At 63.8% G+C, this 22,726-nt stretch carries 25 protein-coding genes, 1 tRNA gene and 1 pseudogene; 9 read left to right on the forward strand and 18 right to left on the reverse strand.

From position 1 onward, the window contains the following. Window positions 1-14: 14 nt before the first annotated feature. The 5 genes from NLM25_RS11185 to NLM25_RS11205 form a co-directional block, all read right to left on the reverse strand. Window positions 15-983 carry an NAD regulator gene (locus NLM25_RS11185; protein ID WP_254136977.1) on the reverse strand — a complete coding sequence of 323 codons (969 nt, stop codon included), beginning with the start codon at window positions 981-983 and terminating at the stop codon, window positions 15-17. A 19-nt stretch (window positions 984-1,002) separates the two neighbouring features. After that, on the reverse strand, window positions 1,003-1,509 hold the full coding sequence (locus tag NLM25_RS11190; protein WP_254136978.1) for a tyrosine phosphatase family protein: 507 nt from the start codon (window positions 1,507-1,509) through the stop codon (window positions 1,003-1,005). 132 nt (window positions 1,510-1,641) lie between these two features. Further along, complete coding sequence (locus NLM25_RS11195) at window positions 1,642-2,256, reverse strand: HD family hydrolase (protein WP_254136979.1); 615 nt, start codon at window positions 2,254-2,256, stop codon at window positions 1,642-1,644. Continuing rightward, window positions 2,253-2,879, reverse strand: coding sequence for a DNA-3-methyladenine glycosylase I (locus tag NLM25_RS11200; protein ID WP_254116938.1), 627 nt, complete (start codon window positions 2,877-2,879; stop codon window positions 2,253-2,255). The genes NLM25_RS11195 and NLM25_RS11200 overlap by 4 nt, the downstream gene beginning before the upstream one ends. Continuing rightward, the gene (locus tag NLM25_RS11205) at window positions 2,876-3,757 is read right to left on the reverse strand and encodes a folate-binding protein YgfZ (RefSeq protein ID WP_254136980.1); all 882 of its coding nucleotides are present in this window, start codon (window positions 3,755-3,757) and stop codon (window positions 2,876-2,878) included. Before NLM25_RS11205 ends, NLM25_RS11200 begins: the two co-directional genes overlap by 4 nt. A 101-nt stretch (window positions 3,758-3,858) precedes the next feature. Here NLM25_RS11205 and NLM25_RS11210 point away from each other — a divergent pair, with 101 nt between their 5' ends. The 5 genes from NLM25_RS11210 (at window position 3,859) to NLM25_RS11230 (ending at window position 7,970) form a co-directional block, all read left to right on the forward strand. After that, the gene (locus tag NLM25_RS11210; RefSeq protein ID WP_145667961.1) at window positions 3,859-5,193 is read left to right on the forward strand and encodes a dihydroorotase; all 1,335 of its coding nucleotides are present in this window, start codon (window positions 3,859-3,861) and stop codon (window positions 5,191-5,193) included. Between the two features lie 141 nt (window positions 5,194-5,334). Beyond that, the gene (locus NLM25_RS11215) at window positions 5,335-6,204 is read left to right on the forward strand and encodes a sulfurtransferase (RefSeq protein WP_254136981.1); all 870 of its coding nucleotides are present in this window, start codon (window positions 5,335-5,337) and stop codon (window positions 6,202-6,204) included. 123 nt (window positions 6,205-6,327) lie between these two features. Beyond that, window positions 6,328-7,017, forward strand: a complete 690-nt coding sequence (locus tag NLM25_RS11220; protein WP_254136982.1) for an RNA polymerase sigma factor — start codon at window positions 6,328-6,330, stop codon at window positions 7,015-7,017. Window positions 7,018-7,105: 88 nt separating this feature from the next. After that, a complete protein-coding gene (locus NLM25_RS11225) occupies window positions 7,106-7,639 on the forward strand; it encodes a DUF4142 domain-containing protein (RefSeq protein WP_254136983.1) in 534 nt (177 codons plus the stop codon). Between the two features lie 10 nt (window positions 7,640-7,649). After that, window positions 7,650-7,970: a cupredoxin family copper-binding protein gene (locus tag NLM25_RS11230; RefSeq protein ID WP_254116943.1), complete on the forward strand. Its 321-nt coding sequence runs from the start codon at window positions 7,650-7,652 to the stop codon at window positions 7,968-7,970. Between the two features lie 193 nt (window positions 7,971-8,163). Here NLM25_RS11230 and NLM25_RS11235 read toward each other — a convergent pair whose 3' ends face one another. From NLM25_RS11235 to NLM25_RS11250, 4 genes are all read right to left on the reverse strand, one after another. Next, a complete protein-coding gene (locus tag NLM25_RS11235) occupies window positions 8,164-8,430 on the reverse strand; it encodes a hypothetical protein (RefSeq protein WP_254116944.1) in 267 nt (88 codons plus the stop codon). Window positions 8,431-8,681: 251 nt separating this feature from the next. Further along, window positions 8,682-9,059 (reverse strand): TIGR02301 family protein, encoded by a 378-nt coding sequence (locus NLM25_RS11240; RefSeq protein ID WP_011085347.1) that lies wholly within the window; start codon window positions 9,057-9,059, stop codon window positions 8,682-8,684. Between the two features lie 49 nt (window positions 9,060-9,108). Next, entirely contained in the window at window positions 9,109-9,543 is a 435-nt protein-coding gene (locus NLM25_RS11245; protein ID WP_254136984.1) for an NUDIX hydrolase, read from the reverse strand. An 18-nt stretch (window positions 9,544-9,561) separates the two neighbouring features. Continuing rightward, window positions 9,562-10,059: a hypothetical protein gene (locus tag NLM25_RS11250; RefSeq protein ID WP_254136985.1), complete on the reverse strand. Its 498-nt coding sequence runs from the start codon at window positions 10,057-10,059 to the stop codon at window positions 9,562-9,564. Window positions 10,060-10,122: 63 nt separating this feature from the next. On the opposite strand from NLM25_RS11250, the gene NLM25_RS11255 reads away from it, so the two are divergent. Next, window positions 10,123-10,887 (forward strand): SOS response-associated peptidase, encoded by a 765-nt coding sequence (locus tag NLM25_RS11255; RefSeq protein WP_254136986.1) that lies wholly within the window; start codon window positions 10,123-10,125, stop codon window positions 10,885-10,887. 121 nt (window positions 10,888-11,008) lie between these two features. Here the strand turns inward: NLM25_RS11255 and NLM25_RS11260 are convergent, their stop codons facing one another. The 6 genes from NLM25_RS11260 to NLM25_RS11285 form a co-directional block, all read right to left on the reverse strand. Beyond that, window positions 11,009-12,202, reverse strand: a complete 1,194-nt coding sequence (locus NLM25_RS11260; RefSeq protein WP_254136987.1) for a CaiB/BaiF CoA-transferase family protein — start codon at window positions 12,200-12,202, stop codon at window positions 11,009-11,011. 36 nt (window positions 12,203-12,238) lie between these two features. Beyond that, window positions 12,239-13,168 (reverse strand): glycine reductase, encoded by a 930-nt coding sequence (locus NLM25_RS11265; protein WP_254136988.1) that lies wholly within the window; start codon window positions 13,166-13,168, stop codon window positions 12,239-12,241. A 282-nt stretch (window positions 13,169-13,450) separates the two neighbouring features. Then, on the reverse strand, window positions 13,451-14,032 hold the full coding sequence (locus NLM25_RS11270) for a GDP-mannose pyrophosphatase (protein WP_254136989.1): 582 nt from the start codon (window positions 14,030-14,032) through the stop codon (window positions 13,451-13,453). A 20-nt stretch (window positions 14,033-14,052) separates the two neighbouring features. Next, window positions 14,053-14,487: a GNAT family acetyltransferase gene (locus NLM25_RS11275; protein WP_254136990.1), complete on the reverse strand. Its 435-nt coding sequence runs from the start codon at window positions 14,485-14,487 to the stop codon at window positions 14,053-14,055. Further along, the gene (locus NLM25_RS11280; RefSeq protein WP_254136991.1) at window positions 14,484-15,911 is read right to left on the reverse strand and encodes an FAD-binding oxidoreductase; all 1,428 of its coding nucleotides are present in this window, start codon (window positions 15,909-15,911) and stop codon (window positions 14,484-14,486) included. Before NLM25_RS11280 ends, NLM25_RS11275 begins: the two co-directional genes overlap by 4 nt. A gap of 19 nt (window positions 15,912-15,930) precedes the next feature. Continuing rightward, window positions 15,931-16,920 carry an L-threonylcarbamoyladenylate synthase gene (locus NLM25_RS11285; protein ID WP_254136992.1) on the reverse strand — a complete coding sequence of 330 codons (990 nt, stop codon included), beginning with the start codon at window positions 16,918-16,920 and terminating at the stop codon, window positions 15,931-15,933. Window positions 16,921-16,988: 68 nt separating this feature from the next. Between NLM25_RS11285 and NLM25_RS11290 the strand changes: the two genes are divergently transcribed. The 3 genes from NLM25_RS11290 (at window position 16,989) to NLM25_RS11300 (ending at window position 19,380) form a co-directional block, all read left to right on the forward strand. Continuing rightward, window positions 16,989-17,065 (forward strand) — tRNA-Pro (locus NLM25_RS11290). A gap of 52 nt (window positions 17,066-17,117) precedes the next feature. After that, window positions 17,118-17,894, forward strand: coding sequence for a hypothetical protein (locus NLM25_RS11295; protein ID WP_254136993.1), 777 nt, complete (start codon window positions 17,118-17,120; stop codon window positions 17,892-17,894). Then, window positions 17,887-19,380 (forward strand): ATP-binding protein, encoded by a 1,494-nt coding sequence (locus NLM25_RS11300; protein WP_254136994.1) that lies wholly within the window; start codon window positions 17,887-17,889, stop codon window positions 19,378-19,380. The genes NLM25_RS11295 and NLM25_RS11300 overlap by 8 nt, the downstream gene beginning before the upstream one ends. A 5-nt stretch (window positions 19,381-19,385) precedes the next feature. On the opposite strand, the gene NLM25_RS11305 is transcribed toward NLM25_RS11300, so the two are convergent. The 3 genes and pseudogenes from NLM25_RS11305 to NLM25_RS11315 all read right to left on the reverse strand — a co-directional run bounded on the left by NLM25_RS11305 (window position 19,386) and on the right by NLM25_RS11315 (window position 22,645). Further along, window positions 19,386-20,645 carry a hypothetical protein gene (locus NLM25_RS11305; protein WP_254136995.1) on the reverse strand — a complete coding sequence of 420 codons (1,260 nt, stop codon included), beginning with the start codon at window positions 20,643-20,645 and terminating at the stop codon, window positions 19,386-19,388. Window positions 20,646-21,161: 516 nt separating this feature from the next. Beyond that, window positions 21,162-21,380: pseudogene (locus NLM25_RS11310) on the reverse strand (hypothetical protein); the annotation flags it as partial. A gap of 56 nt (window positions 21,381-21,436) precedes the next feature. Beyond that, on the reverse strand, window positions 21,437-22,645 hold the full coding sequence (locus NLM25_RS11315; protein ID WP_254136996.1) for an RES family NAD+ phosphorylase: 1,209 nt from the start codon (window positions 22,643-22,645) through the stop codon (window positions 21,437-21,439). Window positions 22,646-22,726 lie beyond the last annotated feature (81 nt).

Genomic DNA, 22,726 nt, shown 5'->3' on the forward strand with positions numbered 1-22,726 from the left:
CGCAATCTCAGGATCTAGCGCCGGGAGCGGACGCGCAAGCCCGGCGCGGGCCGCTCCTGGAGCACGTCGCGGCGGAAGCGGTAGAGCGCCGCCGGCCGTCCGCCCGTCTGTGTCGACATCACCCCGGTCGGTTCGACCAGGGCTTCGGTTTCGACGAGGCGGCGGAAATTTTGTTTGTGCAGGTGCCGGCCGGAGATCGCCTCCACCGTGTACTGCAATTCAGTGAGTGTGAACTCGGCAGTCAAAAGTTCAAACACCACAGGACGATACTTCAATTTTGCGCGCAGCCGCGCGATCGCGGTGGCGAGAATCCGGCGGTGGTCGAAGCGCATGGACGTGCCGAGCGCCGGAAGCGCCTTGCGCGTTAATGCCGCAGGACGGCCGTCGCGCCGCGCCTCCTCGATCAGTCCCGCCTCGTAGAGCAGCTCGTAGCGGTCGAGCACGCGCTCCTCGTCCCACGGCGCGCCGTCGAGGCCGAAATAGAACCGCACGCGATCCTTGCGCGGCAGCGCGCGCGTGGTCTCGGGCGTCTCCTCCTCCGCCCATTTGGTCAGCGCCGGAATGATGTCACGGCCGATGATCGCGGGCGGCTGCTCGCGCCAGTCTTCCCAGGGGAGGAAGCGGTACCACGGTTCAAAGCTCGCACCGGTCGCTGCGAGCTCGCCGCCCACCGCGCGCGTCAGCGCGAGATATCCTATCGAGACCGTGTGCGCGCCGATGTCGCCGGCCTCCGCATGACGGCCGCGATCGCCGAACGTATAGAGCTGCTCGACATAGCCGAGCCGCAAGCCCGCCTGTGCCTCGACCCAGGCGCGCAGGCCGATCTCGAAGGTGCGATGGCTGAGTGCGTCGAACGGGCCGAACGGCAGGCCGGCCAGCCCGTCACTGCCGCGCGCGGTGAGGATCAGCGGCTCATGATCTTCGATCGCGACGATCGCCGCGGTCAGGCCGATCTCGATCGGCGTCAGCTGCGTGTCGCTCATGCGATGATGATCGCAGCTGTCATTCGAGCTCGATCACGAAGGGGCGACCCTCGACCATCATCGCGCCCGGGCCCATCTCGTCGAGCGCGCGCAGCATGCGGCCGTTGCGGCCCAGCGCGCGGTCGGCAAGGCCGACGATGCGCCGGTTCGGCGAGGCGATCGGAGAGGCGGCGCGGATCTTCTTCGCGATCTCGATCTCGTCGCGCTCCGGATTGAGGGCACAGACGGCCGCGAACGCGCTCGCGGTGGAGCGGCTGATGCCGGCATAGCAATGCACCACCAGCGGCGCGCTGCGATCCCAGCCGCGCACGAAGTTCAGCACCTGGCCGATGTGCGCCTCGGAGGGCGCGACAAAGCCGTCCATCTCCTCGGTGATGTCGTCCATCGACACCTTGAGATGGTTGGCCGGCAGCACGGACACCGGCCGTGCCACCTGTTCGACATTGGCCATCACCGTCAGCACATGGCTGGCCCTGGTGAGGCGGACGGTTTCGGGAAGGGCGGCGAGGGAGCAGACGTGGATCATGGCGGACCTTTTTGCCGCTGAGTATAGCCGGTGCCGTAGGGTGGGCAAAGCGAAGCGTGCCCACCACTTTTGTCGCAATCGCGGGAAGATGGTGGGCACGGCGCAAGAGCGCCTTTGCCCACCCTACGAGACCTACGCAAACACCGCGCCAAACCGCTCCAGGAACTGCTTCTCGGCCCGTGCCGCCGTCCAGGGCGTCAGATAATCGCGCCGGACGCTGTCGGAGAGGCCCGGATCCTTGCCGAACAGGCGCCGCGCCTCGCTCTCGCTGAAGCCGGCGAGCTCGGTCGCCTCCAGATAGGCCGCGCCGCGGTCGGCGGCCTTGATGGCCAGCGTGATCTCGTCGGAAAGCACCGGCGGCAGGCCGAAGCGGATGTGGATGGCGCCGAGCAGGCGCTTCTCCACCGCCTTGTAGTGGCCATCCAGCACGGCCTTGAACGGCGAGATCATGTCGCCGATCACATATTCGGGTGCATCGTGCAGCAGCGCGGCGAGCCGCATGCGCTGATCGACGCGCGGCATCTCATGCCGCAGCACGGTCTCGACCAGCAGCGTGTGCTGTGCGACCGAGAAGATGTGCGCGCCGGTGGTCTGGCCGTTCCAGCGCGCCACGCGCGCCAGCCCATGGGCGATGTCGGCGATCTCGACATCGAGCGGCGATGGATCGAGCAGATCGAGCCGCCGGCCCGACAGCATGCGCTGCCAGGCGCGGGACGCCGCATCGCGGGCCGTCTTCTTCGCGGTCATTTGGCCTTGAGGCGCGGCTTGCGCTGCGTCTTGCCGCAGCTCGCGTGACAATGGCAGTCGACCAGATGGTCGTTGACCATGCCGGTCGCCTCCATGAAGGCATAGACGATGGTCGGGCCGACGAACTTGAAACCGCGCGAGGACAGCTCCTTGGAGATTTGCGTCGACAGCGGCGTCGAGGCCGGCACGCTCGCGGTGGTCTTGAAATTGTTGACCTTGGGCTTTCCGTCCATGAAGTCCCACAGCAGCTTCGAGAAGCCGGGGCCCTTCTCCATGATGTCGAGATAGGACTTCGCGCTCAGGATCGCGCCGTCGATCTTGGCGCGGTTGCGCACGATGCCGGCGTCGTTCATCAACGCGTGCACCTTCTTGTCGTTGTAGCGCGCGATCTTCTCCGGCTGGAAGTCGTCGAAGGCTTTGCGGAAATTGTCGCGCTTGCGCAGGATCGTGATCCAGGAGAGGCCGGCCTGGAAGCCGTCGAGGATCAGCTTTTCGTAGAGCGCGCGGTCGTCATATTCCGGCACGCCCCATTCGGTGTCGTGATAGGCGACATAGAGCGGATCTTCGCCGGGCCAGGGGCAACGCGTCTTTCCGTCGGGATGCAGGCGGGGAGCTCGGCTCATGCGATGGGCTGCTTCAAGGGAATGCGGACAACCTCGGGTTCGGCGAGCCGCACGGCGAGGCCGCCGGCCGTGAGCGGCTGGCCGGCATCGAGCGCATCGGCGACGCGGTCGATGCGCACCAGGGCGATGCCCTTTCCTTTCGCCGACGAGCCCATCGTGCCGACCGGCTTGTCGCCGGCGAGAACGCTGACGCCGAGCTCGGGCGAGAGGTCCTCGAGCAGCACCTTGACGCTGCGGGTACGTGCGGTGCCGCGATGCTGCATCCGCGAGACAACCTCCTGGCCGACATAGCAGCCCTTGTCGAAGTCGACGCCGGCGAGGCGGTCCATGTTGGTCTCGTGCGGAAACGCGTCGCTGTACATGAAATCGAGGCCGCCGCGCGGCACGCCGAGTGCGATGCGGTGCGCGTCATATTCGGCAGCGTCGACCAGCTCGGCGCCGATGAGGTCGGACAGTTTCTGCTTGAGAGCTTCGGGGATCAGGATGCGGTAGCCGAGCTCGCCGTTGCGTGGATCCGCGAAGGCGAGGTCCGGCTGCGCCGCAGGCTGGCCGTCCCAGGCCGCGAGCACGCCGAGATCGTCCGAGAGGTTTTCCACCGTGACCTTGGCGCGCAGCTTGTAGAATTTCAGCTTGGTGGCGAGGCCCTCGGCCAGCGCTTTCGGGCAGTCGATCAGGAACCCGCCGCCATGGCCGGCGGGCGCTTCCGTGATCAGGAAATCCACGATGATCTTGCCCTGCGGCGTCAGCAGTGCGCCGAATCGCCCCAGGCCCGGCTTGAGCCTGTCGACATCGGTCGTGACGAGGCCGTTGAGGAAGTTGCGCGCGTCCTCGCCCGCGACCTTGATCACGCCCCGGTCGGGAAGAAACGCTGATTTCATGCGAAAATCTCTTGCGACATGTTGCTCCGGAACGTAAGCCCGCAGGGATTAAACGACAAGACCTTGAGCCCTGCGCTTGGGGATGAGAGAGGCCTTCAGCCATGACCCAGCGTTTCGATGTGATCCTCAAGGGGGGCACCGTCGTCAACCAGGACGGCGAGGGGGTTCGCGATATCGGTATCACCAACGGCCGGATCGCCGAGCTGGGCCCGCTGTCGCAGGCGTCTGCCGCCGAGGTGATCGACTGCAAGGGCCTGCATATCCTGCCCGGCGTGATGGACACGCAGGTGCATTTCCGCGAGCCCGGGCTGGAGCAGAAGGAAGACCTCGAGACCGGTTCGCGCAGCGCCGTGATGGGCGGCGTCACGGCCGTGTTCGAGATGCCGAACACGTCTCCATTGACCGTGACGGAGGCCACCTTCTCCGACAAGATCAAGCGTGCCCATCACCGCATGCATTGCGATTTCGCCTTCTTCATCGGCGGCACCCGCGAGAACGTGCAGGATCTGCCGGTGCTGGAGCGCGCGCCCGGCTGTGCCGGCGTGAAGGTGTTCATCGGCTCGTCCACCGGCGCGCTGCTGGTGGAGGACGACGAAAGCCTGCGCCGCATCTTCCAGGTGATCCGCCGCCGCGCGGCGTTCCACGCCGAGGACGAGTACCGCCTCAACGACCGCAAGTCGCTGCGCATCGAGGGCGATCCGCGTTCGCATCCGGTCTGGCGCGACGAGACCGCGGCGCTGATGGCGACGCAGCGACTGGTCAAGCTCGCGCATGAGACCGGCAAGCGCATCCACGTGCTGCACATCTCGACCAAGGAAGAGATCGAATTTCTGCGCGATCACAAGGACGTCGCCTCCTGCGAAGCGACGCCGCACCATCTCACGCTGGTCGCGCCCGAATGCTACGAGCGGCTCGGCACGCTGGCGCAAATGAATCCGCCGGTGCGCGGCGCCGATCATCGCGCCGGCATCTGGCGCGGCATCGAGCAGGGTATCATCGACGTGCTCGGTTCCGACCACGCCCCGCACACGCTTGAAGAGAAGCAGAAGACTTACCCCGCTTCGCCCTCCGGCATGACCGGCGTGCAGACGCTGGTGCCGCTGATGCTCGATCACGTCAACGCCGGCCGGCTGTCGCTGGCAAGGTTCGTCGATCTGACCAGCGCCGGCCCCGCGCGGCTCTACAACATGGCCTGCAAGGGCCGCATCGCCGCCGGTTACGACGCCGACTTCACGGTCGTCGATCTCAAGCGCAGCGAAACCATCACCAACAAATGGGTGGCCTCCAAGGCCGGCTGGACCCCCTATGACGGCGTCCGCGTCACGGGCTGGCCCGTCGGCACCTTCATCCGCGGCCGCCGCGTGATGTGGCAGGGCGAACTGGTGACGGCCTCGCAGGGCGAGCCGGTGCGGTTTCTGGAGACGCTGAAGCAGTAGGGGGCCGCAGTTTCGTCATTGCGAGGAGCGGAGCGACGAAGCAATCCAGAATCCCGCCGCGGCGGCAGTCTGGATTGCTTCGCTACGCTCGCAATGACGGGTTGAGACGGCTACAGTGTCCTCAGCAGGGAGGACACGACAATGAGCCAAATGGCATCTGTCATCACCACCGAGCAACTTGCCGCCATCCTCGGCGATCCCAATCTCCGCCTCTACGATTGCACGACCTACAACGAGCCGGTGCCGCCGGGCAGTGACGTGCCTTATCGCGCGGTGCCCGGCGACAAGACCTTTGTGGCCGGCCACATCCCGGGCGCCGATTTCCTCGATTTGCAAGGCGAATTCTCCGATACCTCCGCGCAGCAGTTCTTCATGATGCCTGGCGTTACCCAGTTGGAGGCCGCGTTCGGCCGCCACGGCCTCGATGCAGGAAAGACCATCGTGCTCTACAGCATCGGCACCATGATGTGGTCGACACGCTTCTGGTGGATGCTGCGTTCGCTCGGGGTCGATGCGCGTGTGCTCGACGGCGGCTTCGACAAATGGAAGGAAGAGGGGCGGCCGGTCGAGACGGGCGCGCCGAAGGGCTATCCCGCCACGACCTTCAAGGCCGCGCCGCGCGCGGGCTTCTTCGTCGACAAGAACAATGTGAAGGCGCGGATCGGCGACCCCTCGACCGTGATCGTCAACGCGCTCGGGCCGCAGTTTCATCGCGGCCTCGAGCCGAGCCGCTACGGCCGGCCCGGCCGCGTTCCCGGCAGCGTCAACGTCTCGGCCGCTACGCTCACCAACGCCGACAAGACGCTGACGAGCCTTGCTGATGCCGAGGCGAAATTTGCCGCGGCAGGCGTCACGCGCGAGAAGAGCGTGATCTGCTATTGCGGCGGCGGCATCTCGGCGACGATCGACCTGTTGATGCTGACGCAGCTCGGCTACGACAAGCTGACGCTCTACGATGCCTCGATGGGCGAGTGGGCGAGGGACCCGGCGCTGCCGATCGAGACGGACTAGCGGCTCCCACCCACCCCCTCCGGGGCCCCTCCAGGGGAGGGTAAGGTCCGGGGCCGGAAAGTTGGGAACCTTTCCCTTTGGCCTGCATCCAATGTCCGTAGCGAATGGAGACAGGTGACCACCATGCAACGGACCGCAGCCGGCCTGTCCGCCGGCGCCAGAGCATCGGAAGCCGAGCTGATCGACCGCGCGCGGGGCCGTGACGAGGCCGCATTGCGCGAGATCATGCAGGCCAACAACCGCAGGCTCTATCGCCTCGCGCGCGGGATCCTGCGCAGCGACAGCGAAGCCGAGGATGTGGTGCAGGAGACTTATGTCCGCGCCTTCACCCATCTCGACGGCTTCAGGGGCGAGTCGGGGCTGTCGACGTGGCTATCGCGCATTGCCATCAACGAAGCGCTTGGCCGGGCGCGAAGCGCCAGGCCGCATGTCGAGCTCGGCTCGGTGCCCGAAGCGACGCTCGAGGCGCAGATCATCAAATTTCCCGTTTCTCCCGCAGGCGATCCGGAAAGGACCATGGCCCAACGCGAAATCCAGCGCGTCGTCGAGCGCGCCATCGATGAATTGCCGGATGTCTTCCGCATGGTCTTCGTTGCGCGGGTCATGGAGGGAATGAGCATCGAGGAGACCGCCGATCTGCTCGGCGTCAAGCCCGAGACCGTGAAGACGCGGCTGCACCGTGCCCGCACCATGCTGCGCGAGAACGTCGAGAAGGAGATCGGCCCGGTGGTGATGGATGCGTTCCCGTTCGCCGGGTGGCGCTGCGAGCGCCTGACCGTGTCGGTGCTGAAGCGGCTCGGCGTCGGCGGCTGAAGTTTTTCGGGAACGTTTGCGCGAAAATTCCATCCAACGCCTGTGAAGCAACGCCGGCAAAATGTCCGGCAGCACAGGAGTGTCAAACATGTTCACCCGATGGAGCGCGGCGATCGCCGCAGCGATTCTGTTGTCGAGCCCCGCGCTGATTCGGGGCGCCAGCGCAGCCGACAAGCCCACCGACCCGCAGATCGCCCACATCGCCTACACCGCGGGCGTGATCGACATCAGCGCGGCCAAGCAAGCGCAGAAGAAGGCGACCAACAAGGACGTCAAGGCGTTTGCCGAGGACATGCTGCGCGACCACGAGGTGGTCAACAAGCAAGCGCTCGCGCTGGTCAAGAAGCTGAACGTCACGCCTGAAGACAACGATACCAGCAAGGCGCTGTCGAAGCAGGCGAGCGACAAGCTGGCCGAGCTCGACAAGCTGAGTGGCGCGGCGTTCGACAAGGCCTATGTCGCGAACGAGGTCGCCTACCACAAGGCGGTCAACGGCGCGCTGGAGACCCAGCTCATTCCGTCGGCGAACAATGCCGAGCTGAAGAGCCTGCTGCAGACCGGCCTGAAGATTTTCCAGGGGCATCAGCAGCATGCAGAGCACGTCGCGGCCGAGTTGAAATAGGGAGCATGCGATGCAGCCGGGACGTCTCGCTTCGATCGCGCTTGCGGTCGCCTTGCTGTCGATCATCGTCCCGGCGCACGCCGCGACCATCGAGATCACGATGGAAAACCTCGTGGTCTCACCGACTGAGGTGTCGGCGAAGGTCGGCGACACCATCACATGGATCAACAGGGACGTGTTCGCCCACACCGCCACCGCGAAGAACGGCGATTTCGACGTGACGCTGCCGCCGAAGAAGTCGGCGACATCGGTTCTGACGAAGGCGGGAACAATCGAATATTACTGCCGCTATCATCCCAACATGAAAGCGACGCTCAAGGTCGAGCCGTGAGGGAGGAGGGAGCGCATTCCCGATCCCAGCGGGAACATCTCCCGGCCATCGTGAGACTAATGCTTGTCCGGGGAAAACGGCTTCCGTGCGATAAATGCGTCAGACTTCGCGAACCTGTTCGCCAAATCCTGTTCGCAAGTCATTCATCCGTAGACTGGCCCCGCCCGCGTGGCGGGGTCATTTTTTGCAAGGCTTACTGCCTCGCGAGCATGACCGAGAATTCGCCGTTGCGAATGCGGCCCGGAAAGCCCTCGACGAATTTCGCCACCGCATCCTCGCCGTAGGTGCCGACCAGCTCCGCGAATGCCGCAAACAGGCTCGCCTGCGCCAGGCAGTCGCCGTCGACGCCATCATGGCGCGCTTCGGCCCAGGCCTCGTTGAGATAGCTCAGCGCAGCCTGTTTCTGCTCGTGGTCGGGCAGCGGCGCGCGGGCGGGGGCGTAGGACACTGAATGGCTCATGAAACTCGATCAGGGCTGGGGCGCGATCCACGGCGATGCGCTGTGCGAAAGGTGTAGCACGCGTATTAACGCCCGCTAGGCCACATCTTTAGGAACGGTTAACGGCTGTGAACAAAGTCGATGACGGGGTTCCCGTTACTGTCATTCCGGGGCGCGACGAAGTCGCGAGCCCGGAATCCATCGGGCCGCAGAGACTGCCGCTTGATGGATTCCGGGCTCGCGCTACGCGCGCCCCGGAATGACGAGAAAAATCAGTTCGCGTAACGCGCCGTGAGGTCGCGCGAGATCTTCGAGCCTTCCTCGATATAGCGGCGGATCGCGACCGTCGCGGCCGGCGTGCAGCTCCGGTAGGTCTGCTGAAAGCCGTTATAACCGCGGTTGAAGCCGGCGATCATGCGGGTGCGGCGCTCGCCCGAGGGGGTTTCGGCGTCGATCAGCGCCTGCATCTCGCTGCGCCATTTGTTGCCCTCGTTGGAGCCGCAGATGCCACGCAGGTAATGCAGCCCGCCGAGGATCTCCGCCAGCCGCTGCAAATCGGCGTCAAACGGCGCCGCCACGTCCTGGGCCCTCGTGGGCACGGAGGCGCAGGCGAGAATCAGGGCAAAAATGGCCAGAAATCGCGTGGACATCGGCGGGGTGTATGCCCCCTCGGGGCCGTCGACGCAAGGCGGGGCGCGGTCAGGGCCCGATCAGCCGGGCGGCGGACTGGATGACCTCCTCCAGCCCCCCGGTCAGCTTGAGGTCGCCGAGGCTCTCCAGGGCGTCGGGCGCGATCCAGCGGTAATCGTCAAGCTCGTCGTTGAGAACCGGCTCCCTGGCCACCCAGCGGGCGGCAAAGGACATGATCAAATAATGGCCGGCGCCGGCCGCAGCCGGCAGCACCTCGCGCCAGCCGGCGAGGCCCACGATCTCGATGCTAAGGCCGGTTTCCTCGTCGACCTCGCGCGCCAACGCCTGGTGCAGCGATTCGCCGAACTCGACCCGGCCGCCCGGCAGCGAATAGAACCCCTTGGCGGGCGAACGGGCACGGCGGGTCAGAAGCACCTTGCCGTCGCGGAAGATCGCCGCGCTGACCGCGATCTGGGGACGGGTGGGCTGGACGACCGCAGACATGTCTTCAATGACCCTGGCTCAGTTCGCCATGATGGTGTCGATGTCGGCTTCCGCGCCGCCATTGATGATGCCGCCGCAGGCCGCGATCAGCGGCTTGACCCAGAGCGTGGCCTGCTCGGCGAGGCGGACGCGGGTCGTGTCCTTCTCGACCTCGCGCATGGCCGAGCCGACCGCAGTCAATATCGACGTCATGGTGTCGGTGATGTGGTCGAACTGGGCGCGCACGTTTGGATCGGCCTTCTCATAGGCCTCGATGGCAAGATCCCGTGCCTTGAAATTCGACGCGGTGAAATGCTCGGCATAGGACAGCGGCGACCAGGTCAAGAAGTCTTCCGCGCATTCCGGCATGTCCGGGACCATTTCCAACAGCATCACGGCTTCATTGAAATGGTTGAGATAGTCGGTGGCAAGTCCGGTCCGCGGGTTGATGTTGGCCACGCGCAGACGCTCGGCCCAGGCTTGCGCCTCGGGGCCCGTCTGTACATGCGTCCGCGCGGGGGAGGCCGTTGAGCTCATCTGCCGCAGTGTTAACGTTCGGGGTTAAAAGGACCTGAACGGACCCTATATAGGCCCCCAAGGATGTGTGGACGCTTCGTCATAACTTCGGCCCCCGCGGCTTTACGGCAACTGTTCGGCTACGTCGAGCAGCCGAATTTCCCGCCCCGGTACAATGTCGCGCCGACACAACCGATTCCGGTCGTGCTGCTCGAGAACGGCGCACGGCATTTCCGCCTGATGCGCTGGGGCCTGCTGCCGGGCTGGGTCAAGGACCCCAAAGGATTCACGTTGTTGATCAACGCCCGCTCGGAGACGGTGCTGGAGAAGCCCGCGTTCAAACGCGCGATTCGCCGGCGGCGCGGCCTGATCCCGGCTGATGGCTACTATGAATGGAAAGCGGAGGGCGGCCGCAAGCAGCCGTTCTTCATTCACCGCGCCGACGGCGAGCCGCTCGGCTTTGCCGCGGTGTTCGAGACCTGGGTCGGGCCGAACGGCGAGGAGGTCGACACCGTCGCGATCGTCACGGCGGCGGCGGGCGAGGATCTCGCCGCGCTGCATGACCGCGTGCCCGTGACCATCACCCCGCGCGATTTCGAGCGCTGGCTCGACAGTCGCGGCGACGAGGTCGATGCGATCCTGCCGCTGATGACCGCACCGCGCATCGGCGAGTTCGCCTGGCACCCGGTCTCGACCCGCGTCAACCGCGTCGCCAATGACGACGAGCAGCTCTTGCTGCCGATCGGCGCGGAGGAGATGGAGGCGGAGGCAGAGGCGGCGAAGCCGAAGAAGGTGGCGCGAAAGGCCGCGGCCGGGCCGGCGGACGACGGGCAGGGGTCGTTGTTCTGATCACCGACGCTGTAGTGTCGTAGGGTGGGCAAAGCAAGGCGTGCCCACCATTGTGTGTCGAGCAAGAGGATCGGTGGTGGGCACGGCGCGTTGCGCTTTGCCCGCGCTGCGGCAGCAGAGTTTATACAATCTCCCTTGCCCGCAACGCCGCGATCTCCGCCGCATCGAACCCGAGCTCGCCGAGCACCGCGTCCGTATCCATTCCCAGCTCCGGCGCCATCCGGTCCAGCCGGCCGCCGCCATGGGCGAGCTTGAAGCCGCTGCCGGCAAAGCGCAGGCGGCCGTAGGGCGTATCGAGCTCCTGGATCGCACCGCGCGCGGCGATCTGCGGATGATCGATGACCTCCTCGACCTTCCAGATGCTGGCGCAGGGCGCGCCGGCGTTCTCCAGGATGGTCTCCCATTCGCGCGCCGGCTTTGCCGCGAGCGCCTCCTCGATGATGGCGCGCAGCGCAGGCTCGTTCTCGTTACGCGAAAACCAGTCAGCGAAGCGCGGATCGCTCAGGGTATCCTCGCGGCCGAGCGTGGACATCAGCGCGCGATATTGTTTCTCGTTGTTGACGGCGAGCAGGATGTGGCCGTCGCCGCATCTGAACAAATTCGCGGTGGTCCTGCGGCTCACCGCCTGGTTTCCCGACAGCTGCTGGCGGTGGCCGGCGACCGACCAGTCCGCGATCTGCCCGGAGAGAAACGCCATCGTCGCCTCCAGCATGGAGACGTCAATAAGCTGCCCCTTGCCGGTGCGGTCGCGCTGATACAGCGCGCTCGAGACGCCGAACGCAGCCGTCGCCCCCGACAGCACGTCGCACACCGCAAAGCCGGCGCGGGTCGGCCCGGTCTCGGGATGACCGGTGATCGCCATGATGCCCGACAGCGCCTGCATCTTGCCGTCATAGCCGGGCCGCAAGCGATCCGGGCCGGTCTGGCCGAAGCCTGACACTGCGCAATAGATCAGCTTTGGGTTGATCGCCGACAGCGCCTCGTAGCCGATGCCGAGCTTGTCCATCACGCCCGGACGAAAGTTCTCCATGACGACGTCGACTTGCGCCGCAAGCTTCTTCACGATCGCGATCGCGTCGGGCTTTTGCAAATCGAGCGTCAGGCTGCGCTTGTTGCCGTTGATCGCCTGGAACGCCGGCGCGAGGCCACGTTCGGCCCATTCACGAGAGAGCGGCGTGCGGCGCATGTCCTCGCCCTCGCGCCGCTCGACCTTGATGACGTCGGCCCCTAACAACGCAAGTTGGTAGCTGGCGTAAGGACCGGCCAGCACTTGCGTAAAATCCAGGATCTTCACGCCCTCGAACGGTCGCGTCACGTCGCTCTCCCTGATGATTGTTGTTATTGGAGGACGTCAGGCGGCGCGATTGCCGCGCGCAATCTCCTTCTGCTTGTCGAATTCGGCGCGGCGCCGCGCCAGCTCTTCCGGCGAAAGCTGCGCGACGTTGTTGTAGTCGAGCTTCCAGGAGGCGTCCTCGCTCCAGCGCAGCGGCGACTGCATCGTGGTCTGCGGCCCGCTCGCGCTCTCCAGCAGCTTGAGCGCGAGCTCGAGCGTCTGTGCCTGCGAGGCGATGTCATGCGGCTTGCCGGCGGAATTACCGAGCGGGAAATCGGAGAACAGAAAGCGCGGCACGGCGGCGTGCTCGATGATGTCCTTGGCGCAGCCCATCACCACGGTCGGAATGCCGTTGGCTTCCAGATGCCGTGCCACCAGCGCCGTGGTCTGGTGGCAGACCGGGCAGTTCGGCACCAGCACGGCGACATCGACCTTGTCGGCGAGGCAGCGCGCCAAAATCTCGGGCGCGTCGGTGTCGAGCGTGACGCGATGGCTGCGGTTGGTCGGGGCGCCGAAGAAGCGCGGTGCGACCTCGCCGATGCGCCCCGAAGCGCTCGCCTTCAAAAGCTGCGGCAGCGGAAACCAGGTGCCGTTGTCGGTCGCCGTGGTGTGCTTGCGGTCGTAGCCGATGTGGGAGATGCGAAGGTCGTGCGCTTGCGACGTGTCGCCGTCATAGACCTGGTAGAACTTCGCGCCGCCGTTGTAAGCCGCGCCCGGCCCCTGGTCGCCCTTGGCCGGATCGTAAGGCGCCGCGGTGGTGATGATCGTCACCCGCGATTGCGCCAGCGGCTTCCTCAGTGGCTGGAACGGCGCCTCGGTGTAATGCGCCCAGCGATACGGCGTCGTGTAGCCGATCGCGGTGTAATAGTCCCGCGTGCGCTGCATATAGGGAACGGGGGCATCATAGTCGGGCGCAAAGCCGAATTCGTCGTCGCGCGGAGCGGACATGGGCGCGTCTCCTGGTTCTTGGTTGGGGCCAGACTAGAGATAGTTTTGGGCTTGCTCAACGGGGGGCGGGGCGACGCAGGACAGAATTGCAGGCATAGCGGGCGTGCTGTCTTCCCCTCTCCCCTTGTGGGAGAGGGTGGCTCGCCGCGATAGCGGCGAGACGGGTGAGGGGTCTCTATCCGCGAGTCCAACACTCTTGGAGTTCGCGGAAACAGACCCCTCATCCGGCGCTTCGCGCCACCTTCTCCCACAAGGGGAGAAGGGAAGAAGGCAGCTCGCGAGTCATCTGAACACATGCAGCGCCGCATATTGCAGCAGCATGATCGCCTTGCCGTCGATGATGCGGCCGTCGGCGATCATCGCCAGCGCCTCGTCGATCCCGAGCTCCAGCACCTCGATGTCCTCGCCCTCGTGCTCGAGGCCGCCGCCGTCGCTGACGCGCATCTCCGGCTCGTACTCGGCGACGAAGAAATGCAGCTTCTCGGTCACCGCGCCGGGGCTCATGAACGCCTCGAACACTTTTTGGACGTGGTGCAGGCGATAGCCGGTCTCCTCCTCGGCCTCGGCGCGGATGCGCATCTCGGGCTCGGCGCTATCCAGCACGCCGGCGGCCGCCTCGATCAGGAGATCGTCGTAGCCGCGGATGAACGCCGGCAGGCGGAATTGCTTCACCAGGATCACGGTACGCCGTGCGCGATTATACGGCAGCACGGCGGCGGCGTTGTCGCGCTCATAGGTCTCGCGGTGCTGCGTCTGCCACGCGCCATTGGCGCGGCGATACTCGAACGTCGTGGTCTTCAACGTGGTCCAGCCGTCCGAGAGCACGCGGACGTCCTTGATGCGGACGCGGTCGGAGATGGTCATTGCTGTCTTCCGGCTAGGAACTACGTGGGAGCGCGGCCGTCGAGCCACTTCTGGAACATCACCGAGGTCGATTCCTCAAAACCCAGCGACTGATAGAACGCGTTGGCCTGCGCGTTCTCGCGGCGAACCAGGAGCTGGAGCTTTGCAATTCCAGCCGTGCGCAGCCAGTCCTCGGCGGCAGCCATGATGACGCGGCCGTAGCCGCGTTTGCGGATATCGGGGTCGACCGCAACGTAATAGACCCAGCCGCGATGGCCGTCATGGCCGGCCATGACGGTGGCGACGATCGCGCCATTGTCGCGGCCGACCAGGATGGTGGAATTGTCGCGCCGCCGCGCCAGCGCGATGTCGGCATGCGGATCGTTCCAGGGTCGCGTCAGGCCGCAGCGCTGCCACAGCGCGACGACCGTCTCGACATCGGCGTCGGTGATCGCGTCGATCGCGAGGGTCTTCACAGCACCTTCCCCGGATTCATGATGCCCTGCGGATCGAGCATCGCCTTGATTGATCGCATCAGCTCGATCGCGGTCTTGTCCTTGACGTCAGGCAGCTCGTCGCGCTTGAGCACGCCGATGCCGTGCTCGGCCGAGATCGAGCCGCCCATGCGCAGCACGATCTCGAACACGACGGCGTTCATCTCGTGCCAGCGCGCCAGATAGTCCGCGGTGTTGGCGCCGATCGGCTGGCTGACATTGTAGTGCAGGTTGCCGTCGCCGAGATGGCCGAACGGCACCGGCCGCGCGCCCGGGATCAGCTTCACCGCTGCGGCATCGGCCTCCGCGATGAAGGCCGGCACGGCGGCGATCGGCACGGAGATGTCATGCTTGATCGAGCCGCCCTCCGGCTTCTGCGCCGACGACATCTCCTCGCGCAGCTTCCAGAAGCCGTTGCGCTGGGTCAGGTTGGCCGCGATCACGGCGTCGTCGACGATCTCCTCCTCCATGGCGCGGGCCAGGATCGTCTCCAGCGGCGTGCGGGCGTCGTCGCCGGGCGAGGACAATTCCATCAGCACGTACCAGGGATGCTTCTCGGCAAGCGGATCGCGTACGTCGATGCCGTGGCGGACCGAGAAATCGACCGCCATCTCCGAGAGCAGCTCGAAGCTCGTCAGCGCATTGGCGGCCTCGCTCTGTGCGATCGTCAGCAGCTTCAGTGCCGCGGCCGGCGACTTCAGCCCGACATAGGCGGTCTCGATCGCCCGCGGCTTCGGAAACAGTTTTAATGTCGCCGCCGTGATGATGCCGAGCGTGCCCTCCGCGCCGATGAAGAGGTTGTGCAGATTGTAGCCGGTGTTGTCCTTCTTCAGCTTCGACAACACATTGAGCACGCGCCCGTCGGCCAGCACCACCTCGAGCCCCAGCGCCATCTCGCGTGCGACGCCATAAGCGAGCGCGGCGGTGCCGCCGGCATTGGTCGAGAGATTGCCGCCGATGGTGCAGCTTCCTTCGGCGCCGAGCGACAGCGGAAACAGCCGGTCGACGTCGGCGGCCTTTTGCTGCGCGATCTGCAGCACCACGCCTGCCTCGCAGGTCATGGTGTTGGAGGCGGTGTCGATCTCGCGGATCTTGTCGAGCCGGCGCAGCGACACCACCACCTCGCCATTGTGCGGCGTCTGTCCGCCGACGAGCCCGGTGTTGCCGCCCTGCGGCACCAGCGCGATCCTGTGCGCGGAGGCGAGTTTGCAGATCGCGGAGACTTCCGCCGTCGAGCCCGGGCGCAGCACCAGCGGCGAGCGGCCGTGGAACAGGTTGCGCTCCTCGGTGACGTAGGCCTCGATGTCGGCCGCGTCGGTGATGGCATGGCGGTCGCCGACGATCTTGCGGAATTGGTCGATCAGCTCGGGTGCAAGCGGCGGGGTGGCAGGCTTGTCGATATTCATGTCGTCTCTCATTCCACTTCTAGCGCGCCACGGCCGCCCGGCGCAGCCGGTCGTTGATGGCTTCGCCAAGTCCTTCTTCGGGCACCGTCATCACTGCAATCGCCCGCGGGCCCTTCGCATCGAGGGCGCGAAGATAGCCGAACAGATTGGCGGCGGCTTCATCGAGATCAGCCGCGGGCGACAAATTCATGACAGCAGCGGCGGTCTCAAGTCCGGGCAGGCGCGCGGGGCCGAACGCCAGCAGCGCTTCGCCCGCCGCGACATCGCGCGCGTTGAGCCGCACCTGGGCGCGCGGCGCGTAATGCGAGGCCAGCATGCCCGGCGCGAGCGGCTGGCTGTCGTCGCTCTCGGCCTCCACCGGCGGCCGCGCCAGGGGCGCGCCGAGCACGGCCTCGATCCGCTCGCGCGACAGGCCGCCCGGACGGAGCAGCATCGGCGCGTCGAAGCAGCCGACAATGGTCGATTCGACGCCGACCGCGACCGGCCCGCCGTCGACGATGAGGTCGATGCGGCCCGCAAGGTCGCTTGCGACATGGGCGGCCTGAGTCGGCGAGACGTGGCCGGAGATGTTGGCGGACGGCGCCACCACGGCCCCGCCGAAGGCGCGCAAAATCGCCTCCGCCACGGGGTGGGCGGGAATGCGGATCGCGACGGTGTCGAGGCCTGCCGTGGCGAGATCGGCCACCGGGCAGTCTTCGGTCTTCGGCACCACCAGCGTCAGCGGCCCCGGCCAGAACGCTTCCGCAAGGCTCAACGCGCGCGCATCGAGCCGCCCGATTCGTCGCGCTGCCGAGAGGTCGGCGACATGCGCGATCAGCGGATTGAAGGCCGGCCGCCCCTTGGCGGCGTAGAGATGGGCGATCGCAGTGGCGTTGGCGGCGTCCGCCCCGAGCCCATAGACAGTCTCGGTCGGAAATGCGACCAGCCCGCCGGCGGCCAAGGTCCGGGCGGCGGCGTCCGCGCCGGCCTCGCCGGCCGGTAAAATCAGCGTTTCAAGACCCGTTTTCACAGGGACAAAATTCCTCGGCTCGGCCGCTTGCGGTGCGTCAAACCCGACGCTATAAGCCGCCTTCTTGTCGGAGTGTGGCTCAGCCCGGTAGAGCACTGCGTTCGGGACGCAGGGGTCGCAGGTTCGAATCCTGCCACTCCGACCATTATTTCAAGGGGTTATACTTATCCGCCTCTTCCCGCGCAATGAAATGCGCAATGAAATGCTTGTTCGTGCAGATGCATGGCCAATTTTCGGAACTCGTGACGTTTTGTGGTTCTGCCTGCGAGGTTAACGCGCCTCTCGCGAACATGAAGCCGCATATCGGCTACTTTGCGGAGCAGGCCCTCGAAATAATCAAGCGTAGGGCCGGAGCGGGTGCGGCAACGATCGCGCCCTACATCGGTCGGGGCCTCCTCGAATCGAGCCTCACGGCCCTCTTGTTCAGGCTGGACGCTTTTCGGGCCCTCACTTTGATGCGGTTCCAGACCCATGCAGAATTCGATCACAATCGGCCGAATCAGATCTCGATTGACTGGACCACCGATCTTGTCGCCGACGTTGGCGAGCGTCAGGACATTTGGAAGCCTAAGCAAAAGCCCGATCAGGTGTCCCGAGCACTGTTGTCGCCATACACCGATGAGGTCATCTGGCAACCAGCGTTTGTAGCTGCTCGCGATTTCCTCGATGAGAAATCGCTAGCCACTCCGCATCCAACCGTGATGGCAAAGGATCCTGAGGAGGTGATTCAAGGAATTCGAGGAGAGGCTAGGCAGCTTTACAGCTTTTGGTCCAAAGGAATACATGGCGAGTTTTTCGCGATCGGCGCGCATACCCTCGACGAAGTAACCTGCTCAGATCGAATGAAGCGTACGATCGATCTGGTTCTTGAGCTGGCGTTCGTGAGTCACTTTACAAGTGTATCTGTTGGAAATTGTGAGCCAGCAAGGGCATCTGATTACTACCTGCGAGGTAAAGAGGGCATTCATGGCTGACGACACCGCGGATCAAGCCGATGACAGCGGCCTTCTCCTGGCAGCGGAAGAGTGCCCTCGCGATGAGTTCGAGAAGTATCATAGCTTCGCGAAATATGAACGCGCGATCATTCAGCGGATCATCGCGCACGGCCCTGTCCTTCTTCGGGGGGGGCGCGGTAGCGGGAAAAGTGCGCTGCTGATCGAGTCCTTTTTACAAATGAAACGGGATTACGCTTCAAGTGTTTTGCCGGTCTACATCAGCTTGCGTCGTTTGCCACTGCTCAGAACCGAAGGGACTGAGTACCAAGGGCATCTTTGCGAAATTCTATCGATGGAGATTCACAAAGAGCTGCGGCGCACGGAATTAGGAACATTTCCGATCACCAAGGATGTCGGAGCGCTGCTGCAGGCATTGGAAGAAAATGCGAGAGTGCTCAATCGTCGCATTGTTCTGTTGTTTGACGACGCTGCGCACATCGGCCGCGAGCGGCCGTTGGAAGATTTTTTTGACATCTTTAGAACGATCTCAACGAGTCGCATCTCGTGCAAAGCCTCCATTTATCCAGGCGTCACAAAGTTCGGCCTTCGCTTCGATGTATTCAATGACGCAACAGTCATCGATATATCGCGCGATGAACGTAAGGACGATTTTCACGAGATCTTTGTAGAGATTACTCGTAAGCGCTTCCCGCAAATTGCTAAGAAAGTGGTTTCTTCACGGAGCCTTGACGAGCTGTCCTTTGGCAAAATCATGGGAAGAGCGGTCACCGGGAACCTGCGGAGCTTCGTTTTTGCTTGCAACTTGATGCAGGAGAACGCTGCGATCGGCTTCAATGAGCTAACTAGGTGCTTATTGGAGCTCTCTGCAAACTATTTTTGGCCGCTGCTAGACGAAGTCGCTCCCAAGCTCGGAAGTTACGAAGTGCTAGTGCCGCCTTCGGAGCAGGTCGCGCACCTTATATTTACGGCCTGCGCGCGCAGAGGCGCGACGTACGTTCTGGTCCATCGGGACATCATGCAAAGACAGTCAAAAATCTTCGAAATCCTCGAATACACAGGCTTTATCTCGAAGCGAGAAGCTTCGCGTGCCATGAAGTCGGGCGGTCGGGGTGTCGTTTATTCTGTGAATCTTTGTAACTTGCTTGAGATGACAGTCGGTAGGCGACTTACCAGTGAACTCGCTTCTCAATGGACGCGCACAACGGAAGAGGCCTACGAACTCCGGTATACCAACAATGAGTTTGCTAAAATCGAGATACCAGCTCCAGCGCTGGACGAGCGTGATCTCGCGATTCTAAGTAAGCCGATCTCAATTCTAAAAAAATCGCCGACATATCCTTATGGTTTGACTGAAGACAAAGTTGAGCGTCTCGAAAATGCCGGTCTAACCACAATCAAGGATGTTGCTGAAGCTGAAGACAACACGATCCTGGCGATCAACATGGTGGGAAAAGCCAGCCTCAAACGAATTAAGGATGTCGTCTACCAAGCCATTTGGATGTAGCGCAACTAAGTTGCTCGCCTTCCTCCGAACGCCTCCGCGGCCTCTCCCTGAAAGTCTGGGTGATGGTGCCCGTAGCCATTCTCCAGCTGCTCCAGCGTCATGCCGAGCCAACCGGCAGCCTGCCAGCGGTCTGTGCCCTGCTGCATCAACCAGGTCGCAGCGGTGTGGCGCAGCGAATGGCGCACGACCTCCTCACCGAGCCCGGCATCCTCGAGAATGCCTTCCCAAGCTGAACGGATCTTCCCGGCGAGCGGGCGCCCGTCGTTCATGCGCGTGACGACGAAGCGAATCTCTTCATTTGTCTTCATGATGCCGGCGGCACGTAGCTGGGCCGATCGGTGTGCATCGATCTTGCGCCAGCGCACCAAGTGAGGCCGCAACCGGTTCGCGATCTTCGCCGGAGGCCGGCGCTTCTTGGTCTTGCGCTCCTCGGTGCCGCGTCCCTGATAGATCATGGCGTCCAGGTTCATCCATGGATGCGTCGTAGTCGACAGCCATTGCGTCCGCCGGATCGTCTCCTCGCGCCTAGCCGAATAGAGGCCGACCAGGATGAAGCGCGCGGCCGGCCGGCGGCGGTTGATAATCCACCGTTCGCGGCGGACCAGACGGCCGTTCTCACGCTTCCACGTCTTCTTCTCTCCATCCCAGACGTAGCCAAGCGCAGCCCCGAGTAGGCGCGCGGCTTCGTTGCGCGTGAGCCAGCGCTGCCGGCCCTCGGTTTTGGTCGGCAATGTCACCCTGGGCACGAAGCTCAGCGTATGCTCGGCGTGATAGGCGTTGATCGCAGCGCGGAGATCCTCCAGGCGCCGGCGCGCCGTCTGGTCCGACACCGCGCCCGCACGCGGTGCAATGCCGGCGGCCTTATTGTTGTCGTTGGGTGTGCCGGTTGACCAGTCGACGAAGTCGCGGCAGAGCTGCGCCTTGATCGCGCTGACAGTCTTGGCGCCAAAGAAGTTATTGAGGTCGAGCAAGCGGATAAGCAGTAGATCGTGCTGCGCCCAAGCGCGTTGGTCGCTCTTTACCTTAGGGCGCTTTGTAACTTCGTAGGCGGTGAGTACGTCAGCTATGGCGAGGACACTGGGTTCGGTCGCGCCGACCGTGCTGGTGTGTCGCTCGCCGATGTAGGTTTCGAGCGCCTTCGCAGCGCCGTCAATGTCGTCACGGCTGCAGCCTGTGCGGATCTGCCGGCCGCGGTCGAGGATAATCCAGGCTTCATCGTCCTCTCTGAACCAGAGTCGTGGCGGCTTGGCTTTGCGGCCCGGCATGACGGCTTGACCAGTTTGCGGATAGCACGAGGGGTTGTCAGATCTTTGCCCGCAACTTTGGCGATTTCAAGAGTCCCAGCTGCGGCTGCCCTCCGTAATGATGATATCGTCAATGGACCGTGAGGAAAGAACACCGCGATAGCCTCGACCAGAGTCATCACTTCGTCCTCGTCCCATTGAGCGGGAGCGGGCCGAGATTTAGCGCGAGCGAGCTTATCGGTGATACGCTTTGGCATCTATGGACGCGGCACCATGAACTGGCGAGACATTTGTCCGGCCACTTGGCTCAATGCCCTATTCGAAAATTGCTCGCCGCAAACCCTTGACCCAGACAAGTGCGCGAATCGGCGGCTTCGGAGCGCAAATCGGACGATTCAAGGCTCTTAATCAGCGGGTCCCAGGTTCGAGCCCTGGTGCGCCCACCATACAAATCAAGACCTTAGCGAGAGAAACCGTTTGAGAAGGCCGGACTAAAACGGTTTTTCAAACGGTGTTTTGTGGCAGCCGGCGGCCCATCTACTCCCGACAATGTGATTGGCAGGCTCGCGCCTTGAGCGGTGGTTTCTTGCTGATTGGAAATCGTCGGTGCGCCGGCCGCCGGCCCGTCTTGGCGCATTTGCGGCAGCGCAACCGGCTGGCGAGGTCGTGCACGAACGTGGTCGGCGGATGCTTCATGGCAGCGAGATCGACGTCTCGCCTGGTCCTGCAGCGCGAACACTCGATCTCGAGCCAAGGATGGTCGATCTCGGCGACTGCGCACAAGGCGAGTTCGCTCAGCGTCCGCTGTCCGACTAGAACGTCCCGTCGGATACGGAGTATCTGACGTCGGTGACTTCCTGCAACGACCAGTCGACGTAGGAAAGCACGCTCGGATCGTCAGCTCCGACGAAGCTATCGCGGTGCAGGATGACGATGTTTCGGTTGTCCTGAGTATCATCCCGCTGCATGGACGATTTGAAAATCACCGCATCGCAGCCGAAGAACGAACGAAGATACTCCGCCACGATTTGCGTCGCGATGTATTCGCGTTGTCGTTCGTGTGGGCGAACCGGCCTGCTGATCTCGTCCTGCATTTGGGTGATGAACTCGTATCGGTTGTGGTAGAAGAAGGGCTTCCGATCCGGTGCACGCTGCTCGAACACCGTGAAATCAAAGACCTTCAGCGGCGTCCGTGTGATGAATTTGCCGATCGCAATATCGTCGCCTATGCCAGGTCTCAATTCGGCCAACGCGGTCGCGCGGGCGAATGCCCCGTAGAATACGGGAATGAACTCGACATTCATTCGCCCGCCCTGTGTTCGATTGGGCGGGGGCGCTCCCAGGAGCGATGCACCCTTGGCGTTCAGGGCTTCCTCGCTCAATTCGTCGTTCATGAGCCTTGCGCGAAATACGACCTGGCCGGGCGGAAGATCGTAGAGAGGCTTCACCGGCCCCTCGCCGTATTCCTCCGGTTTGCCGAAAAGGTCGTCCAACTTCTGCTGGATACCGAAGAACCGCGAATTGAACTGCACCTGCTTGCAGAAGTCCTGCCAACGGAAGGCATATCTGTTCTCGAACCAATAATCGTCCTGGTCGGCCTGTTCGCGTGCGCGGGCGGTCCTGATCGGCTCGAAGTTGTGCGCATCCGTGTAGAATGGCTCGCCGCCTTGCATTATTTCGTAGTGGGAATCATCAGGCAGAGCGTCGATCACCGCCCGCACCACGTCTTCCGAAGCACCCAATTCCTCTTCGAAAATCTCCTCGTACGGTTGTCCCTCCGTTCCATGATACAATCTGTCGCTTTCCGGGTCGGAGTCTATCTCGACCATCGGCGCGCCGGGCTGGTAGTTCTGCTGGAACCACCGATCGGCCTCTTCCGCGAGCTCGTCGACGGTAACGCAGGTGGCTGAAGTATGGGTAGGGTCGAAGTCGCAGTCGCCCTCGCTGCCCGAAGTTTCAAGCCAATCCCGCAAGACGCCTTTCCCAAAACACAGCGAGCATAGATTTCGATCGTCGGCCAAGCGCTACTCCTGCGAAATGTCACTCTTCTAAGGCACAGGCGTAGCCTCGTACTAGCCGAAATGTATTCGGCCTAGCTGCTC

Origin of the sequence: Bradyrhizobium sp. CCGB01 (genome assembly GCF_024199795.1) — a bacterium.
GTDB lineage: Bacteria > Pseudomonadota > Alphaproteobacteria > Rhizobiales > Xanthobacteraceae > Bradyrhizobium.

What these genes read in the sequence shown, in the direction of transcription:
- NLM25_RS11185 (WP_254136977.1), bottom strand. Translation starts at nt 983, where the DNA reads ATGAGCGACACGCAGCTGACGCCGATCGAGATCGGCCTGACCGCGGCG.
- NLM25_RS11190 (WP_254136978.1), bottom strand. Translation starts at nt 1,509, where the DNA reads ATGATCCACGTCTGCTCCCTCGCCGCCCTTCCCGAAACCGTCCGCCTC.
- NLM25_RS11195 (WP_254136979.1), bottom strand. Translation starts at nt 2,256, where the DNA reads ATGACCGCGAAGAAGACGGCCCGCGATGCGGCGTCCCGCGCCTGGCAG.
- NLM25_RS11200 (WP_254116938.1), bottom strand. Translation starts at nt 2,879, where the DNA reads ATGAGCCGAGCTCCCCGCCTGCATCCCGACGGAAAGACGCGTTGCCCC.
- NLM25_RS11205 (WP_254136980.1), bottom strand. Translation starts at nt 3,757, where the DNA reads ATGAAATCAGCGTTTCTTCCCGACCGGGGCGTGATCAAGGTCGCGGGC.
- NLM25_RS11210 (WP_145667961.1), top strand. Translation starts at nt 3,859, where the DNA reads ATGACCCAGCGTTTCGATGTGATCCTCAAGGGGGGCACCGTCGTCAAC.
- NLM25_RS11215 (WP_254136981.1), top strand. Translation starts at nt 5,335, where the DNA reads ATGAGCCAAATGGCATCTGTCATCACCACCGAGCAACTTGCCGCCATC.
- NLM25_RS11220 (WP_254136982.1), top strand. Translation starts at nt 6,328, where the DNA reads ATGCAACGGACCGCAGCCGGCCTGTCCGCCGGCGCCAGAGCATCGGAA.
- NLM25_RS11225 (WP_254136983.1), top strand. Translation starts at nt 7,106, where the DNA reads ATGTTCACCCGATGGAGCGCGGCGATCGCCGCAGCGATTCTGTTGTCG.
- NLM25_RS11230 (WP_254116943.1), top strand. Translation starts at nt 7,650, where the DNA reads ATGCAGCCGGGACGTCTCGCTTCGATCGCGCTTGCGGTCGCCTTGCTG.
- NLM25_RS11235 (WP_254116944.1), bottom strand. Translation starts at nt 8,430, where the DNA reads ATGAGCCATTCAGTGTCCTACGCCCCCGCCCGCGCGCCGCTGCCCGAC.
- NLM25_RS11240 (WP_011085347.1), bottom strand. Translation starts at nt 9,059, where the DNA reads ATGTCCACGCGATTTCTGGCCATTTTTGCCCTGATTCTCGCCTGCGCC.
- NLM25_RS11245 (WP_254136984.1), bottom strand. Translation starts at nt 9,543, where the DNA reads ATGTCTGCGGTCGTCCAGCCCACCCGTCCCCAGATCGCGGTCAGCGCG.
- NLM25_RS11250 (WP_254136985.1), bottom strand. Translation starts at nt 10,059, where the DNA reads ATGAGCTCAACGGCCTCCCCCGCGCGGACGCATGTACAGACGGGCCCC.
- NLM25_RS11255 (WP_254136986.1), top strand. Translation starts at nt 10,123, where the DNA reads ATGTGTGGACGCTTCGTCATAACTTCGGCCCCCGCGGCTTTACGGCAA.
- NLM25_RS11265 (WP_254136988.1), bottom strand. Translation starts at nt 13,168, where the DNA reads ATGTCCGCTCCGCGCGACGACGAATTCGGCTTTGCGCCCGACTATGAT.
- NLM25_RS11270 (WP_254136989.1), bottom strand. Translation starts at nt 14,032, where the DNA reads ATGACCATCTCCGACCGCGTCCGCATCAAGGACGTCCGCGTGCTCTCG.
- NLM25_RS11280 (WP_254136991.1), bottom strand. Translation starts at nt 15,911, where the DNA reads ATGAATATCGACAAGCCTGCCACCCCGCCGCTTGCACCCGAGCTGATC.
- NLM25_RS11295 (WP_254136993.1), top strand. Translation starts at nt 17,118, where the DNA reads ATGAAATGCTTGTTCGTGCAGATGCATGGCCAATTTTCGGAACTCGTG.
- NLM25_RS11300 (WP_254136994.1), top strand. Translation starts at nt 17,887, where the DNA reads ATGGCTGACGACACCGCGGATCAAGCCGATGACAGCGGCCTTCTCCTG.
- NLM25_RS11305 (WP_254136995.1), bottom strand. Translation starts at nt 20,645, where the DNA reads ATGCCGGGCCGCAAAGCCAAGCCGCCACGACTCTGGTTCAGAGAGGAC.